This window comes from Streptodolium elevatio (assembly GCF_053592165.1).
Map to the genome: position 1 here is coordinate 45,574 of NZ_JBSFVE010000033.1, position 16,430 is coordinate 62,003.

General features: G+C 70.3%; 11 protein-coding genes. 4 read left to right on the forward strand and 7 right to left on the reverse strand.

Annotated features, from left to right (window positions below; translation table 11 throughout):
- Window positions 1-22: 22 nt before the first annotated feature.
- From ACWD12_RS37410 to ACWD12_RS37435, 6 genes are all read right to left on the reverse strand, one after another.
- Window positions 23-1,387 carry an ABC transporter ATP-binding protein gene (locus ACWD12_RS37410; protein WP_450103343.1) on the reverse strand — a complete coding sequence of 455 codons (1,365 nt, stop codon included), beginning with the start codon at window positions 1,385-1,387 and terminating at the stop codon, window positions 23-25.
- A complete protein-coding gene (locus tag ACWD12_RS37415; protein ID WP_450103344.1) occupies window positions 1,371-2,474 on the reverse strand; it encodes an ABC transporter ATP-binding protein in 1,104 nt (367 codons plus the stop codon). The genes ACWD12_RS37410 and ACWD12_RS37415 overlap by 17 nt, the downstream gene beginning before the upstream one ends.
- Window positions 2,471-3,673 carry an ABC transporter permease gene (locus ACWD12_RS37420; protein WP_450103345.1) on the reverse strand — a complete coding sequence of 401 codons (1,203 nt, stop codon included), beginning with the start codon at window positions 3,671-3,673 and terminating at the stop codon, window positions 2,471-2,473. The genes ACWD12_RS37415 and ACWD12_RS37420 overlap by 4 nt, the downstream gene beginning before the upstream one ends.
- Window positions 3,673-4,704 (reverse strand): ABC transporter permease, encoded by a 1,032-nt coding sequence (locus ACWD12_RS37425; protein ID WP_358361018.1) that lies wholly within the window; start codon window positions 4,702-4,704, stop codon window positions 3,673-3,675. Before ACWD12_RS37425 ends, ACWD12_RS37420 begins: the two co-directional genes overlap by 1 nt.
- A gap of 111 nt (window positions 4,705-4,815) precedes the next feature.
- The gene (locus tag ACWD12_RS37430; protein WP_450103346.1) at window positions 4,816-6,420 is read right to left on the reverse strand and encodes an ABC transporter substrate-binding protein; all 1,605 of its coding nucleotides are present in this window, start codon (window positions 6,418-6,420) and stop codon (window positions 4,816-4,818) included.
- 588 nt (window positions 6,421-7,008) lie between these two features.
- A complete protein-coding gene (locus tag ACWD12_RS37435) occupies window positions 7,009-9,276 on the reverse strand; it encodes a putative bifunctional diguanylate cyclase/phosphodiesterase (RefSeq protein WP_450103347.1) in 2,268 nt (755 codons plus the stop codon).
- Between the two features lie 423 nt (window positions 9,277-9,699).
- Between ACWD12_RS37435 and ACWD12_RS37440 the strand changes: the two genes are divergently transcribed.
- Complete coding sequence (locus tag ACWD12_RS37440) at window positions 9,700-10,689, forward strand: ADP-ribosylglycohydrolase family protein (RefSeq protein WP_450103348.1); 990 nt, start codon at window positions 9,700-9,702, stop codon at window positions 10,687-10,689.
- A gap of 140 nt (window positions 10,690-10,829) precedes the next feature.
- On the opposite strand, the gene lon is transcribed toward ACWD12_RS37440, so the two are convergent.
- A complete protein-coding gene (gene lon, locus ACWD12_RS37445) occupies window positions 10,830-13,235 on the reverse strand; it encodes an endopeptidase La (RefSeq protein WP_358361010.1) in 2,406 nt (801 codons plus the stop codon).
- Between the two features lie 186 nt (window positions 13,236-13,421).
- Between lon and ACWD12_RS37450 the strand changes: the two genes are divergently transcribed.
- The 3 genes from ACWD12_RS37450 to ACWD12_RS37460 all read left to right on the forward strand — a co-directional run bounded on the left by ACWD12_RS37450 (window position 13,422) and on the right by ACWD12_RS37460 (window position 16,341).
- Window positions 13,422-13,907 (forward strand): DUF4279 domain-containing protein, encoded by a 486-nt coding sequence (locus ACWD12_RS37450; protein WP_450103349.1) that lies wholly within the window; start codon window positions 13,422-13,424, stop codon window positions 13,905-13,907.
- A 114-nt stretch (window positions 13,908-14,021) separates the two neighbouring features.
- Window positions 14,022-15,371 carry a hypothetical protein gene (locus tag ACWD12_RS37455; RefSeq protein WP_450103350.1) on the forward strand — a complete coding sequence of 450 codons (1,350 nt, stop codon included), beginning with the start codon at window positions 14,022-14,024 and terminating at the stop codon, window positions 15,369-15,371.
- 325 nt (window positions 15,372-15,696) lie between these two features.
- Complete coding sequence (locus ACWD12_RS37460) at window positions 15,697-16,341, forward strand: DNA alkylation repair protein (RefSeq protein WP_450103353.1); 645 nt, start codon at window positions 15,697-15,699, stop codon at window positions 16,339-16,341.
- Window positions 16,342-16,430 lie beyond the last annotated feature (89 nt).

Here is a 16,430-nt window from a genome sequence, read left to right on the forward strand (position 1 = left end):
TGCGGAGTGCTCCGCTGATCCACTACTCGACGAGATGGCAGGCCACCGAGACGGGTGCCTCCGTGTTCGCGGTGGCCGCGACCACGCGCAGACGCGGGTCACTGGCCTCGGCGAAGGCGATGTACACCTTGCCGCCCCGGACTTCGCACTCCGTCACGCCCCGCCAGAAGGGGTCGTCGGCGGTCTTCTCGCGGACCCGCTTGAGCAGGTCCACGACCTGGGCGGCCGTCGTCTGCTTGGCCGGGGTGAGCAGAATCTGGCGCGGTCCGGCCACACCCAGCTCCTCCGGGCGGCCGAAGATCGCCGACTCGGCGACCCGCGCGTCCTCGCCCGCGACCAGCCAGTGCCGTTCCAGGAGCGCCCCGAGATCGCGTGCCTCCCATCCACAGGAGGCCACGGCCACCGGGCAACGGGGGTGGAACGCGCAGCCCAGCGGCGGGAGGACCGCGTCCGGCACCTCGCCGCGCGGCAAGTTGCGCGGCACGCCCGCCTTTTCGGGGTCGGGGATCGCCCCCAGCAGCGCCTTGGTGTACGGGTGCCTCGGGTTCGCGAAGATCTCCGCGGTCGTGCCGATCTCGACGATCCGGCCCAGATACATGATGGCGATGCGGTCGCAGAAGAACTTGGCGCTGGCCAGGTCGTGGGTGACGTAGACGTACGTCAGGTCGAGATCGTTCTTGAGGTCGAGGAAGAGCTGCAGGATCTTGGCCCGCACGCTCATGTCGAGCATCGAGATCGGCTCGTCGGCGACGAGGAGTTCGGGCCCGGCGATGATGGCCCGGGCCATGACCGCCCGCTGCTTCTGACCGCCCGACAGGTCGGACGGGTACTTGTCCATGAACAGCTCGGCCGGGCTGAGCCCCACGCGCTCCAGGGTCTCGGCGACCTTGCGCCGCCGCTCTTCCCGGTCGGTGACGAGCCGGTGGACGAGCAGCGGGTGCCCGACCGCGGTCGCGATGTCCATCGTCGGATTGAGGGACGCGTGCGGGTCCTGGAAGATCATCTGCAACCGGCGGCGCATCGGCCGGAGTTGGGACTCCTTGAGGGTCGCGAGGTCGCGGCTCCGGTAGCGGATGCTGCCGCCGGTCGCCCGGTTGAGGCCGAGCAGGGTGCGCCCCAGGGTCGTCTTGCCGGATCCGGACTCGCCCACCAGGCCCAGGACTTCGCCCTTGCGGAGGGTGAAGGAGACACCGTCGACCGCCTTGACGGCCGCCACCCCGCGCTGGAACAGGCCGCCGCGCAGCGGGAAGTGCACCTTCAGGCCGGTGACTTCGACAAGGGTTTCACCCCGGTTGCTGTCCAGAGTTCCGCCCGGTTCGCCGCTCGGTGCGGCGGCGGGGGAATCGGCGGTGGGAGCCGCCTTTCGCATGTCAGGCTTCGTCGGCAAGGCTGATCTCCTCGGCCTCGAGCGGACGGCGTCCCTCCGCGGTGGTCATGTCGGGCACCGGGAGCCAGCAGGTCGTCCGGCTGCCGGAGGGCAGCGTGACCTCGGGGGGCGGCTCCTGGGGGCACACCCGCATCGCATTGGGGCAGCGCGGATGGAACCGGCAGCCCGTGGGCGGGTTCGCGAGGTCCGGCGGCGAGCCGGGGATGAAGTGCAGCCCCGTGGTGCCGAGCGAGATCGTGGAGCGCATCAGTTCCTGCGTGTACGGGTGCTGCGGGTTGGCGAACACCTCGCGGGCGTCGCCCTGTTCGACGATGTGGCCGGCGTACATCACCGCGACCCGGTCGCACGCCTCGGCGACGATGCCGAGGTTGTGGGTGATGAGGACGAGCGCGGTGTCGAAGTTGCGGCGCAGGTCGGCGAGGATCTGGATGATCTGCGCCTCGACGAGGACGTCGAGGGCCGTGGTCGGTTCGTCGGCCACCACGAAGGCCGGGCGCAGCACGAGCGCAAGCGCGATCATGATGCGCTGCCGCATGCCGCCGGAGAACTCGTGCGGGTAGGACTCGTAGCGGCTCGCCGGGATGCCCATGCCGCGCAGCGACTCCAGTGCCCTGTCGCGCAGTTGGGCCTTGGTGAGTTCGCGGTTGTGGGTGCGCAGCGCCTCCTCGAAGTGCTCGGAGACACGCATCAGCGGGTTGAGCCGGGTCATGGGCTCCTGGAAGATCAGCCCGAGTTCCGGGCCGCGCAGGCGCTGGAGCTCGCGCGGCGGCATGCCGACCAGGTTCCGGCCGCCGAACCGCACTTCGCCGTCGACGGCGGTGCCGGGCGGCAGCAGTCCGAGGACGCCGCGGCCGAGCGTCGACTTGCCGCAGCCGGATTCGCCGACCAGGCCCAGGGTTTCGCCGGGGCGTACGTCGAACGAGACGCCGTCCACGGCGGTGACGGGGCCGCGCTCGCTGCCATACCAGACGCGCAGGTCACGCGCGGACAGGACGGGCGCGGCGAGGTCTCCGGCCGGGCCGGGGCCCGGGTCGGACGGCGGCGCGGCGTCCCGGGACGCACCCTTTTCGGTGTCTGCGGAGGTCACTTGGTCTCCTCCCCTGTCTCGGCTCGATCGTCGGCCTCGGCTTGCGCTGCGGCTTCGGCCTGTTCCTCGGCCTTGGTCTGTCCTGTGGCTTCGGCTTGCTCTTTGGCCCCGGCTTGTTTCGGTACGCCCACGTCGGCGGCCGGGCCGTCGCCCTCCTCCGGGCCCGCGTTCGCGTCGCGCGGTCCGCCCGCGAGCGTGACCGTCGCGCGCGGCTTGGTGATCGGCGGGATCACGACAGGGCGGATCCGCCGCTTGCGCATCGACGGGTTCATGACGTCGTTCAGGCCCTCGCCGACCAGGGTGAAGCCGAGGATGGCCAACACGATGGCGATACCCGGGAATGTGGCGGTCCACCACATATCGGCGCCGAGGTCCGGGATCGCGCGCTGGAGGTCGTACCCCCACTCCGCGGCCTCGGTCGGCTGGATGCCGAAGCCCAGGAACCCGAGTCCGGCGAGGGTGGCGATGGCGTCGGCGGCGTTCAGCGTCGTGATGACCGGCACCGACTGGATGACGTTGGAGAACACGTACTTGCTGATGATGGTGCGCGGCTTTGCGCCCATCGCGCGGGCGGCCTCGACGTACGTCGCCTCGCGGGCCGACAGCGTCGACGCGCGCACGACGCGGAAGTACTGCGGTATGTACACCACCGTGATGGCGAGCGCCGCCGTGACGACGCCGCCGCCGGGGACGTCGGAGAACATGAACGCGGCCACGATGGCCAGCAGCAGGTACGGGAACGCGAAGAGCGTGTCCATGACCAGCACGAGGATGCGGTCGAGCCAGCCGCCGAAGTAGCCGGAGAGCAGGCCGAGCAGGACGCCGACGAAGAGCGAGAACGCGACGGCGTACACCATGACTTCGAGTGCCGTGCGGGCTCCCCAGACGACGCGCGAGAGCACGTCGAAGTTCTGCACGGTGGTGCCGAACGGGTGGTCGCCGCCCGGCGATTGCTGCTTGGGGAAGCGTTCGCCGCCGGATTCGTAGCTGTCGTGGCCGTACGGCGCGATCCACGGGGCGAAGACCGCGATCACCACGAACATGCCGGTGATGGCGAGCCCGGACCACAGCATGAACCGGGCGAGGCCCTGGGCTTCGCGGATGGGCGCGAGGACGCGGCGCACGCCGTGCGAGGACCGCCTGGGCGGTTCGACCTCGTCGGCGAGCGGCGCGACGAGTTCGGTGGGGAGATTGGCCATCAGTACCGCACCCTCGGGTCGATCAGCGCGTTGATGATGTCGATGAGCATGCTGATCACCACGACCACGAGGGCGATGAAGGTGACGATGCCCTGCACCGCGACGTAGTCGCGGCTGTTGAGGAACTCGATGAGCTGCTTGCCGAGTCCGGGCCAGTTGAAGGTCTTCTCGGTGAGCACCGATCCGCCGAGCAGCAGCGCGACTTGCAGGCCGATCACGGTGACGACCGGTACCAGCGCGTTGCGGAAGCCGTGCTTGGTGACGACGTCGCGTTCGCGGATGCCGCGGGCGCGCGCCGCCTCGACGTAGTCGCCGCGCAGCGTCTGGATGAGGTTGATGCGGACCATGCGGATGAACACGCCGACGATCAGCAAGCCGAGGGTGCAGGCCGGCAGGATCAGGTGCCACAGGACGTTGAAGACGACTTCCCAGTCGTTCACCCAGATCGCGTCGAGGATGAGGATGTGGGTGGTGGCCGGGATGTCGTTCGCGATGAGCGGGTCGGTCTGGCCGTCGAGCGGCAGCCAGCCCAGTTTGGTCGCGAAGAGCTGCTGGGCGAGCAGGCCGACCACGAACACCGGTGCGGCGTACGTGATGATGCCGAACAGCCTTGCGAAGACGTCGAATCCGCTGTCCCGGAAGCGTCCCGCGAGCAGGCCGACGGGGATGCCGATCACCAGCGCGAACAGCAGGGCGCCGGTGGCCAGGGTGACGGTGGCGCCGCCCTTGTCGAGGATGACGTCGCCGACGTCCTGGTTCGTGGAGATGGACTTGCCGAAGTCGAGCCGCACGACGTCGGCGAGGTACGTGCCGTACTGCTCGATGAGCGGCTTGTCGTAGCCGGCCGCGTGCCGCAGCTCCGCGATCTTCTCGTCGGACAGCTTCGCGCCGCCCGCAGATGCGCTGATGGGGTCGCCGGGGGCCACCCTGAGCATCACGAAGACCAGGGTGAGCAGGACGAAGATCATCGGGATGGCGAGCAGCACGCGCATCGCTATGTACCGGCTCAGCGACCCGGATTTCTGACTCATGTGTCGGACTTCCTCGTGGGCGCGGCGCGGGGGCGTCGTACGGATCGGTCTCCCGGCGGCGGGAGTTCCGTCCGGCCGACGCCCCCTCGTGCGGAGCTACAGCGCTGCCTGCTACTGCTTGCCGATCATCCAGAACCTGACGATGTACGACGGGTCGAGCGTCTCCTTGACGCCGGTGACACCGGTACGCGCGGCCGCGATCTGCTTGCCCTGCCACATCGGCAGCACCGGGACGTCCTCGGCGGTCTGCTTCTGGATGTCCGCGAACGTCGGCTCGGCGGCCTTGCGGTCGGTCTGCCCCTGGGACTTGGTGACCAGGTCGTTGACCGCGGGGTTGTCGTAGTTGTTCTTGAAGTAGCCGCCCTTGTAGAGGAACGGCGCGGTGTAGTTGTCCGGGTCCGGGAAGTCCGGGAACCAGCCGAGGCCGAAGGCGGCGAACTTACCCGCCTTGTAGTCGGTCTGGTACTGCTGCCACTCGGTGGACTGGAGGTCCACCTTGAACAGTCCGCTTGCCTCCAACTGCCGCTTGATCTCGACGTATTCGTCGGCGGTGACGGCGCCGTAGCGGGTCGGCGTGTACCAGAGCGTGATGTTCACCGGCTGGGTGATGCCGGCGGCGTCCAGGAACGCCTTGGCCTTGGCCTTGTCGGGGGCGCCGTACTTGTCCTTGAACGCGTCGGTGTGCGCCTGCACGCCGTTCGGGATCATCGAGTACGTCGGGGTGACGGTGTCGTTGTAGACGTTCTTGGCGATCGCCTCGCGGTCGACGACCTGGGCGATGGCCTGCCGGACCGCCTTCTGGTCGGCGGGCGCGGTGGTGACGTTGAACGTCATGTAGCGAAGTTCGGTGCCCTCGCCGTCGATGACCTGGTAGCCCCCGCCGGAGGCCTTGCCGCGCAGGTCGGCGACGTCGGTGGGGGTGAGCCCGCGGAAGGCGACGTCGACGTCGCCCTTCTGGACGGCCTGCTTCAGCGTCGACGCCTCGGCGTAGTAGCGCATGACGAACTTGCCGTTCGCCGCCTTCGCGTCGCCCTTGTACGAGGCGTTGACCGAGAAGGCGGCCTCCTCGTCGGGCTTGAAGTTGTCGAGCTTGTAGGGCCCGGAGCCGACCAGCACGTTGTCCTCGCGGAGCTTGTCCGCCGGGTACTTCTCGTCGGACGGCACGATCATGCCGACGCCGGTCGTGAGCTTGTGCGGGAGGGTCGCGTCCTCGGTCTTGAGGGTGAAGACGACCGTCTTCGGGTCGGGTGCGTCGGTCTTCTCCAGCGACTCCAGAAGGCTCGAAGGCCCTTCGGGGTCCGCGATCTTCATCATGCGGTCGAACGAGAACTTGACGTCCTCGGAGGTGAGCGGGGTCCCGTTGGAGAAGATCAGCCCGTCCTTGAGGGTGCAGGTGTAGACCTTCGGGTTCGTCCACTCGCACTTCTGCGCGGCGTCCGGTGTCGGGGTGGTGCTCCCCGCGGGCAGGCTCAGCAGCGTCTGGAAGGTGTTCCAGTAGATCGTCCACGACGGCAGGTCGTACGCGCCCGCCGGGTCGAGGGAGGTCACCTTGCTGTCGGTGGTGCCGAGGATCACCGTCGCGCCCGTGTTGGGGGATCCGCCGCTCGGACCGCCCGGCTGGCTGTTGTCCTTCTTCTTCTCACCGCAAGCCGCGAGTGAGCTCGCCGCTATGACGCTGACCGCGACCGCGGCTATTACCCGCTTCGTACGTGCCATGGATGAAGTCCCTCTGCCCAGGCGCCGCATGCTGGACATCCGGCGCTGCCTGGGCCGGAACCATAGTGGTCCAGGCCGCAGGAAAGAGGACGACGGTTGGTCTCATAAAGGTCACGGGAAGGACACGGTCTCCTGCTTCGCGCGTAGACGTGCCGCATCAACCGGCGGGTAGGCAAGACATATCGGAAGTTGACCATGGAAATGCAGGAAGATTTCCAGTGTCGACATGGCGCTGAAACTTTCCCCCGAATCGGCAAAGTCGTCCGCAGCACATGGCACCAAAAGGGACATCAGCGAGCATGAACCACTTTATGGGCGGCCGGTTTTCGCCCGTCCAAAGGGTTGAATTCCTGCCCACCGGACATCAAGCTCCGTTCAACGGATCTTGAGCGGACGGGTCCGAGACCCTTGAAGCCGGGTGCCGCCGAGGGTCTCGGTCGTGCGCGAAAGACGAGGTCAGAGGGGTGGGGTGCGGGCGGAACGAGCCTCAGCACGCCCGCGCGTCGGCAACCCGCGGGCGTGCTGAGGCCGTCGGGGTGAGTCCCCTGGTCGGGTCGGGTCCGGTCCCGGCGGCGCGATTTCGGCGGATCAGCCCACGCGCGGCACGCCGTCCAGGAGGGTCGCGATGCGGTCCGGCGGGCCGGGACGCGAGAAGTACCAGCCCTGCCCCGCGTCACACCCGATGGCCCGCAACCGCTCCGCCTGCGCGGCCGTCTCGATGCCCTCCGCGGTGACCGTCAGGCCCAGCGCGTGGGCGAGTTCGACCAGGGAGGCGACGATGCGCGCGTCGACCGGGTCGGCGTCGCCCGGCGTACGCAGCCCTTCGACGAACGAGCCGGCGATCTTGAGCTCGCACACCGGGAGCCTGCGCAGGTACGCCAGGTTGGAGTACCCCGTGCCGAAGTCGTCGATGGCGATGCGCACGCCCATCGCGGCGAGTTCGCGCAGGCGTTCCAGCGGGCCGCCGTCGGTCGCCATGATCTGCGACTCGGTCAGCTCGAACTGCAGGCGCTGCGGCTCGAGTCCGGTCTCGGCGAGGACGCGCTCGACCTGGCGTACCAACCCCGGCTCGTGGCACTGGCGTTCGGCCAGGTTCACGCTGATGAACGGGGCAGGGTCGGGGAGTTGGGCACCGAGGTCCGCCGAGCCCGTGCGGCCGTTCGTCCCGAGGTCACTCCAGCGGCGGGCCTCGCGGCACGCGCGCTCCAGGACGTACATGCCCAGCGGCACGATCAGGCCGGTCTCCTCGGCGAGGCCGATGAAGCGGTCCGGGCCGATCAGCCCCTGCCGGGGGTGCCGCCAGCGAACCAGCGCCTCGACGCCGAGCACCGAGCCGTCGGACAGCGACACGAGCGGCTGGTAGTCGACGTCGAACTCGCCGTGCTGCAAGGCCGCCGGCATTTCGGCGGACAGCGTGTAGCGGGCCACCTCGCGGTCATTGCGCTCGGTGTCGAACACCGTCCAACGGCCCCGGCCCTCGGACTTCGCCCAGTAGAGCGTGATGTCGGCGGCGCGCATCGTGTCGGCCGGGCCGGTGCCGGCCACCGGGCGCTCCACGATGCCGATCGACGCACTGACGGACAGGTCGTGGCCGCGGATGCGGAACGGCTCGCGCAGTGCCGCGAGGATGCCCTCGGCCAGCGCGACGACCTGGCCGGTACCCGCCGAGTGCTCGACCAGTACGACGAATTCGTCGCCGCCCATGCGGGCCATCAGGTGCCCGGCGCGGGCGACGTACGCGTCGAGCCGCCGCGCCACCGCGATCAGCAGCTGGTCGCCGACGTCGTGGCCCAGGCTGTCGTTGACGACCTTGAAGCCGTCCAGGTCCAGGTAGCACAGGCCGACGCGGTCGGCGGTGCCCGGCCCGGCGAACAGCGCCTCCAACCGCTCGAAGAACAGCGCCCGGTTCGGCATGCCGGTCAGCGGGTCGTGCTGCGCCTGGTGGCGCAACCGGGTGTAGAGGCGGTGCCGGTCGGTGACGTCCTGCATCATCGCCACCTGGTACTGCGGCGAGCCGGCCGCGTCGCGTACGAGTGACACGGTCAGGTGGGTCCACAGCGGCTCGCCGTCGGCGCGCAGGTACTGCTTCTCGGTGGAGAAGTGCTCGCGCTCGCCGCGGACCAGCTCGTCGTACCACTGCCGGATGTGCGGCGGGTCGTCCGCGAACATGAAGGCGCGCATCGGGCGCCCGGCCAGGTCGGCCCGGGCGGCCCCGAACATCTGCGCGAGGGCGGGGTTGACGTCCAGCACGACGCCGTCGATGCCGCCGATCGCGATGCCCAGCCCCGACTGCTCGAACACCGCGCGGAAGCGGGCCTCGCTGCTGTGCAGCGCCTGCTCGGTCAGCTCGCGCGCGTCCAGGACCGCGGAGTGCACGGCCTGTTGCTCGGCGAGGGTGCGTGCGCGCAGCGCCTCCGCATATCCGGCGGCCAGCGCGCCCTGGAGCTGGATGACCCGCAGCAGGTAGTCGTCGGGGTCGCGGCGCTCGGTGAAGGCGTGCTCGCGCAGCCGCGGCCACCAGTGCCCGACCAGCGCGAAGGTGCGCTCCAGCAGTCCGGCGCCGGTGAAGTGCGCGGCGACCAGTTCCTCGCCGACCGCACGCGCTTCGGTGGCGTGGAAGGGGTCGGTGTCCAGGGCGTCGCCCAGGCGCCGGGTGAGCTCGCGCAGTCGGCCGTACATCGCGTCGGCGGGCAGCGGCACGCAGCCGGTGGCCTCGACCGTCTTGGCCCACTGCCGGGCGAACTCGCCGGGTGCGTCGGCCTCGTCGGGGGCCTGGTCGCGGACGGTGCCGGGGGTGCCGAGGCCCGCCGCCACACCGGCGGCGCCCGGTGAGGCGTCGTCGGCGCGCGAACTCATGTAGGTGTCCCCGCTTCCGCGGACACGAGCGGGCTCGGGCAGGACGTGCGGCGGGCGGAGGGGGGCGGGGCGGCGGAGGTCGGGCTCGCGGAGGACGCGGTGGCACAAGCCACGAGGGCGGAGGGCACGATGGCGGAGGGCACGATGACAGGGGGCACGGTGGCGGGGGGCAGAGCACGGGCGGGCCCGGCGGTGGCGGGCCGGGCATGGTCGCGCGGCAGGTGCATGAGGGCGTCCCTTTGGCGGTACTCGGTCTGGTCGTCTTCCTCAGGCGCCCATGAAGGTCGCTCCACGATTCCCCCGCCTTTCGGTCGAACGGTCGATCCGCCGGCGCCGCGTGCCCCGCACCGCCGGATGCGATGATCATGGACTTGCCACCCGCTGATCCGCTAATCCGGTTGACCCACGCGCGATGAGTGACGTGTGATCACCGTCGACGGTATCCGCCGGGACGCCGAAACGTCTCGCACTCCGCTGCGGCGCGAGGAGCATCACTCCTGCGAGGGACACCAGATGGCGGTCGCCCACGACGATTTGGGGGTTGCGGCCTTGTTGCTCGAACTGGCGATCGGAGATGCGTACGGTGCGGGGTTCGAGTACGCACCACCGGAGTTCGTGCGCCGGGGGAACACTCTCACGGCGTACGCGCGGCATCCGACGCACACCGACATACGCCCGGGTATGTACACCGACGACGCGCAGATGAGCATCGCCGTGGCCGAGTGGCTCCTCGACGGGGAGCCCACGCGCGAGGACTTGGCCGAGCGGTTCGTCCGCGCTTACCACCGCGACGAGCGCGCCGGGTACGCCTCCGGGTTCCGCTCGGTGCTCGACCGCGTGTGGAGCGGCCGGGAGTTGCTCGACGCGCTGCGTCCCGGCAGCGACAAAAGCGGCGCCGCGATGCGGGCGGGGGCCATCGGGCTGCTGCCGTCGCTCGACGACGTCGAGCGCCTCACCACGCTCCAGGCGAAGATCACGCACGACTCGCCGGGCGGCATCGCGGCGGCTCTGGGTGCGGCGTACGCGGTGCACTATTGCCGGTACGGCCTCGGTCCGGTGGCGCGGCTGCCGCGCTGGCTCGCGGAGAACGCGCCGGAGCCGGAGGGGTACGGCCGCTGGACCGAGGCGTGGCGGGGGAAGGTGCGGTCGCCCGGCATGCACAGCGCGCGGGCGGCGGTGACGGCGCTGGCCGCGCACACGACGACGAGCGGGCTGCTGCGGGCGTGCGTCGCGTACACCGGCGATGTCGACACGGTGGCGACGATCGCGCTGGCGGCTGCGTCCGTGTCCGGGGAGTACCGGGACGACCTGCCGGAGGTGCTGGTGAACACGCTGGAGGACGGCGAGTTCGGGCGCGGCTACCTCGTAGCGCTCGACACCCGTTTGGACGAACGCTGGGGTCTGCGCGGCTGAGGCGCGTCCCCGGACAGACGAAGGCCCCGCCAGGACGGCCGGTGCAACGGCCGCCCCGACGGGGCCTGTTCCTGTCCTGCCCGGGTCGCGTGCCTACTGCCCGGGCACCCGCCCGCGGCTGGCGCCGCGGCGGTTCCGGGTCACGCCGCGGCGACCCGCTGCCGCGTCTCGGCCGGCTCCAGGGCCAGGTCGAGCACCTCGCGTACGTCCGACACCGCGTGGATGGTCAGCTGCTCGCGGACCGCCTCGGGGATGTCGTCGAGGTCGGGCTCGTTGCGCTTCGGCACCAGGATCGTGGTGATCCCGGCCCGGTGCGCCGCGAGCGCCTTCTGCTTGACCCCGCCGATGGGCAGCACGCGCCCGGTCAGCGACACCTCGCCGGTCATCGCGACGTCCGACCGCACCGGACGCCCGGTCAGGAGCGACACCAGCGCCGTGGTCATCGTGACGCCCGCACTCGGCCCGTCCTTCGGGACCGCGCCGGCGGGCACGTGGATGTGCACGCCGCGGTCCTTCAGGTCCCCGACCGGCAGCTCCAGCTCGACACCGCGCGCCCGCAGGTACGACAGCGCGATCTGCGCCGACTCCTTCATCACGTCGCCCAGTTGCCCGGTGAGCGTGACGCCGGACGCCCCGGTCTCCGGATCGGCCAACGACGCCTCGATGTAGAGGACGTCGCCGCCCGCACCGGTCACCGCGAGCCCGGTGGCGACCCCGGGCACCGCCGTACGCTGCTCCTCCTTCGCGAGCGATGCCTCCGGCGTGTGCCGCGGCCGGCCGATGAAGTCGACCAGGTCGGTCGGCCCGACCTCGACCGGCAGTTCGATACCGTCGTCCAGCGCCTGCTTCGCGGCGATCTTGCGCAGCACGCGGGCGATCGCCCGTTCGAGCGTACGCACGCCCGCCTCGCGGGTGTACTCGCCGGCCAGCAGCCGCAGCGCGTCCTCGGTGAACACGACCTCGGACGCGTCCAGTCCGGCCTTGTCGAGCTGACGCGGGATCAGGTGGTCACGTGCGATGGTGACCTTCTCGTCCTCCGTGTAGCCGTCGAGGCGGACCAGCTCCATCCGGTCGAGCAGCGGCTCGGGGATGGCCTCCAAAACGTTGGCCGTGGCGAGGAACACCACGTCCGACAAGTCGAGTTCGACCTCCAGGTAGTGGTCGCGGAACGTGTGGTTCTGCGCCGGGTCCAGCACCTCGAGCAGCGCCGCCGTCGGGTCGCCGCGGTAGTCCGAACCGACCTTGTCGATCTCGTCGAGCAGCACGACCGGGTTCATGCTCCCGGCCTCCTTGACGGCGCGCACGATGCGGCCGGGCAGCGCGCCGACGTACGTACGCCGGTGACCGCGGATCTCCGCCTCGTCCCGGACGCCGCCGAGTGCGACGCGCACGAAGCTGCGCCCCATGGCCCGGGCGACGGACTCGCCGAGCGAGGTCTTGCCGACGCCGGGCGGGCCGACGAGCGCCAGGACCGCGCCGCTGCGCCGTCCGCCGATGACGCCCAGGCCGCGCTCCTCGCGGCGCTTGCGTACCGCCAGGTACTCGACGATGCGCTCCTTCACGTCGTCGAGGCCGGCGTGGTCGGCGTCGAGCACGTCGCGGGCGCCGGCGATGTCGTACGCGTCCTCGGTCCGCTCGTTCCACGGGATCTCCAGGACCGTGTCCAGCCAGGTCCGGATCCAGCCGCTCTCCGGCGACGCGTCGGAGGCGTGCTCCAGCTTGTCGACCTCCTTGAGGGCGGCCTGCAACACCTTCTCCGGCAGGTCTGCGGCCTCGACCCGGGCGCGGTAGTCCTCCTCCTCGCTGCCGGGCGTGCCGTTCAGCTCGCCCAGCTCCTTGCGGATCGCGGCGAGCTGCTGCTTGAGCAGGAACTCGCGCTGCGTCTTCTCCATGCCCTCCTGGACGTCCTTGCGGATGGTCTCCGCGACGTCCAGCTCGGCCAGGTGGTCGCGGGTCCAGCCGACGACCTTCTCCAGCCGCTCGGTCAGGTCGGTGGTCTGCAGCAGCTCGATCTTCTGCGCCTGCGACAGGTACGGGGCGTAGCCCGCGTTGTCGGACAGCTCGCTCGGGTCCTCGATCTGCTGGACGAAGTCGACGACCTGCCAGGCGCCGCGCTTGCCGAGGATCGTGGTGACCAGCGCCCGGTACTCACGCGCCAGCTCCTCCGCCCGCTCGTCGGCCCGGCCCTCGTCGACGACGGTGGCCTCGACCCACAGCGCGGCCCCGGGCCCGGTCGTACCGGTCCCGATCCGCACCCGCGCGGTGCCACGCACCACGACCGCGGACTCACCGCTCGGCAGGCGACCGATCTGCTCGACCACCCCGAGGGTGCCGATCGCCGGGTAGTGCCCCTCGTCGCGCGGCACCAGCAGCACGCGCGCCTTGCCCTTGCCGGCCCTTATCCCCGGCAGTGCCCGCGCGGCGTCCACCGCGGCGCGGGTCTCGGTGTCGTCCAGCTCCAGCGGCACCGCCATGCCCGGCAGCACCACGATGTCGTCGAGGGGCAGCACCGGAAGGGTCAGGATGCCGGAGGTCGTGTCGCTCATGGTGGCTCCCCTGGGAGTCGGTTCCGTTCAGTACGTTGCGCTGACCTGACTCAAGAATGAAGAGCCCCCATTCATTCCCACCCCCTCCCCCGATCGCCCACAGCGAACAAGCCCCTCCCGACCGTGTGCGGCCTCGCGGCGGGAAAAATCCGCGCGGCCGTCCGTTCGGCGGCCTAGGGTCGCGGGATGCCTGTGCGCCAGTACTTCTACTTCGCGCTCAGCAGCAAACGCACGTCCGCAGCGGCCATGACCGCCCATCTCGGCATCGAACCCGACGAAGTACTGGTCCGCGGGAGCCGGACCACCCAGCCCGCCGCCATTCCGACAACGCACAAGTGGCAGATGGTCTGCCGAGAGCCGCGGTTCCGGATCGACGAGCAGATCTCCTGCGTACTCGACCGGCTCGCCCCGCACACGCCACGCATCGCGGAACTGGTTAGGCGGCTCGCCACGGAAGACGACTCGGCGAACTGCGCAGCCGTGTTGGAGGTGGTCCGCTACTTCAACGACGACGCGCCTGCCGACGACGCCCCACAAACCCGGGCGGCCGAACCGCCGAACCTCCTCGGCTGGCACCTCGACCGCACGGTCCTGGACTTCCTCACCGCGACCGGCGCGATCCTGGACGTCGACGAGTACGACACGACCCCGGGGGTCTGGCCGCCGCGATGATGTTGCTGCTGTCGTCGCACCTCAGGCGGTACCGTGCTCGATCCGAGCGCTTTGCCGCGTGATCCGCCGGAATGACGCTCTTCTCGTCATCGTGCGGGTATCGGGGGTGCGAGCGTGGCGTCTGAGGCCGGGAGCGGCGGTGACGGGCGTCCCTGGAAGGACAGACCCGCCGAGCCGCCGAGCGCGCCGGACACGAGGCCGTGGTTCTCCGGCTCCCCCGAGCGCGGAGTCGCCTTCGCCCAGGCCTCCGGCGGGACTTGGCTCACCGAACTGCGCGACGCCACATCTGTGGGTCGGGTGGAGAACGCCCTGCGGGTCTCCCTGCAAGCCGCGCTGAACCGCAGGGTCCACGTGGACCTGACGACCGTCCCGGCCGATCTGCTGAGCGCCAAGGAACTCGCCGTCTCACTGATCGCGCTCGCGCGCGGGCATCCGGAGGCGGAGTTGGCGGCGGTGGTCATGGAGAACTTCCGACGGCACGAGGCTCATGTCCACGCCGAGGTGGTGGGCCGCCGCGAAGGCACCGTGATCCGCTACAACTCCAACACCTTCGGCGAGGGCAACCGGGGGAACCTCATCTTCGACGTGTTGAACGGCGCCAACAGGCACATCAACCCGATCGGCACCGCCGCAGGATCGATCACCGTGCACGAGTGGGGCCACGTTCTGGACTACACCCACGACTACAGGTCCGGCATCCGGCGTGACGACGCCAACCCCGAGCCGCCGCGCCAACTGTGGGCGCGCGGCAAGGGATTGCGGGGGCGGAGCCTGGACGACGAGGTGGGCAAGGCTTCCGGCGTCGCCCACGTCCAGGCGCGCGTGGCGCGGTTCAAGGACCACCGCAATCCCCGCCTCCGGTTCAAGGACAAGCCCTTCGTGACGCACCAACTCGATTTCGAGCAGGACAACAAGCACTGGGGCGTCACGTACTGGAAGATCAAGGACCAGGTGAGCCGGTACGCGCTCAAGTCGCGGTGGGAGATGGTCGGGGAGGCGTACGCCGACGTGACGCTCAGCGACCGTCCGCGGGGCATAAACAGGGTGGTGCATCAACGGTTGATGCGCGCACTGGGCCACGGACGGGATCACCGTGTCGCCGGACTCGCCGACATGGTCTCCACCGTGCAGGCAGGGTTCTCCGAGAACGAGTTCTTCGGCGGTCCGGACATCCTGCCCCAAACACGGGACCGCTGGCGCACATTCGTCGCCGACCGACGTGCGGCCGATCGGGGGCGGTCAGGCCGAGGACAGTCCGGCCGGGACGCAGACTCGTCAGGGCGCGACGGCCCGGGCCGACCGCGGGGCCCGGACTCGTCGACAGCCCTGTCCTCGGCCGGTACGGGCGCCCCCCGCGTCTCCGAACCCCGCAAGCGCCCATCCGCACTACCCGAGCCAGGCGGCGGGATCCGCCACCGCATTTCACGGGGTCTCGGCCTCAAACGCGGCCTGGGGAAGGACTAGTAGTGCCTTGTTAGGTGCCGGCGCTGCGGCGGTGGCCTTCACCGGGGCGCGCATGGCCGCCAGTCGGCGGTGCGGGTGGCATATTCGGGCCAGGCTGGAAGTCGACAGCCGCGGGGCTCCGCTGCGGAGCCGCGGCAGCTGTCCCGGCGAACTGCCTCACCAAGTTCAGGTAGCTCGGCAGGCCGATCGTCGCCGGCGGCACGCGGTTCACCGCGGCCCGACAGGCCGGTGTCGCCTGGATCCGTACGCCGATGTCCGGTCGTACGCTGGCTCCGAGGGGCGAAGGACGGAGGGCGTGGTGGTCGGGACGACGGTGACTCAGGTCATGGACGAGCTTGCGGCGCTGGAGGATCCGAAGGCTCGCGCGGTCAACGAGAAGCACGGCGACGACCACGGGGTGAACCTCGGCAAGCTGCGGGCGGTCGCGAAGCGGCTCAAGACGCAGCAGGACCTCGCGCGCGAACTCTGGGCCACGGGCGACACCGCGGCGCGGCTCCTGGCCCTGCTGGTCTGCCGCCCGAAGGCGTTCGACCGCGCGGAACTGGACACCATGCTGCGCGACGCGCGTACCCCCAAGGTGCACGACTGGCTCGTGAACTATGTGGTGAAGAAGAGCACGCACGCCGAGGAGCTGCGGCTCGCCTGGCTCGCCGATCCGGACCCCGTGGTCGCGAGCGCCGGCTGGGCGCTCACCACCGAGCGGGTGGCGAAGAAGCCCGAGGGCCTCGACCTCGACGGCCTGCTGGACGTCATCGAGGCGGACATGAAGGACGCCCCGGACCGCCTTCAGTGGGCGATGAACCACTGCCTGGCGCAGATCGGCATCGACCACCCCGGGCACCGCCCCCGCGCTCTCGCCATCGGCGAACGCCTGGAGGTGCTGAAGGACTACCCAACGCCCCCGAACTGCACGTCCCCGTACGCCCCGACCTGGATCACCGAGATCGTCCGCCGCCGCGAGAGCGCCTAGTAGTGCTTTGTTAGCTCGGTCTGGGTTTGCGGTGGGCGGTGGGGCGTCTGCAGGTGGGGCAGGTGCCGTGCCAGGTGGCGAGGAGTTGT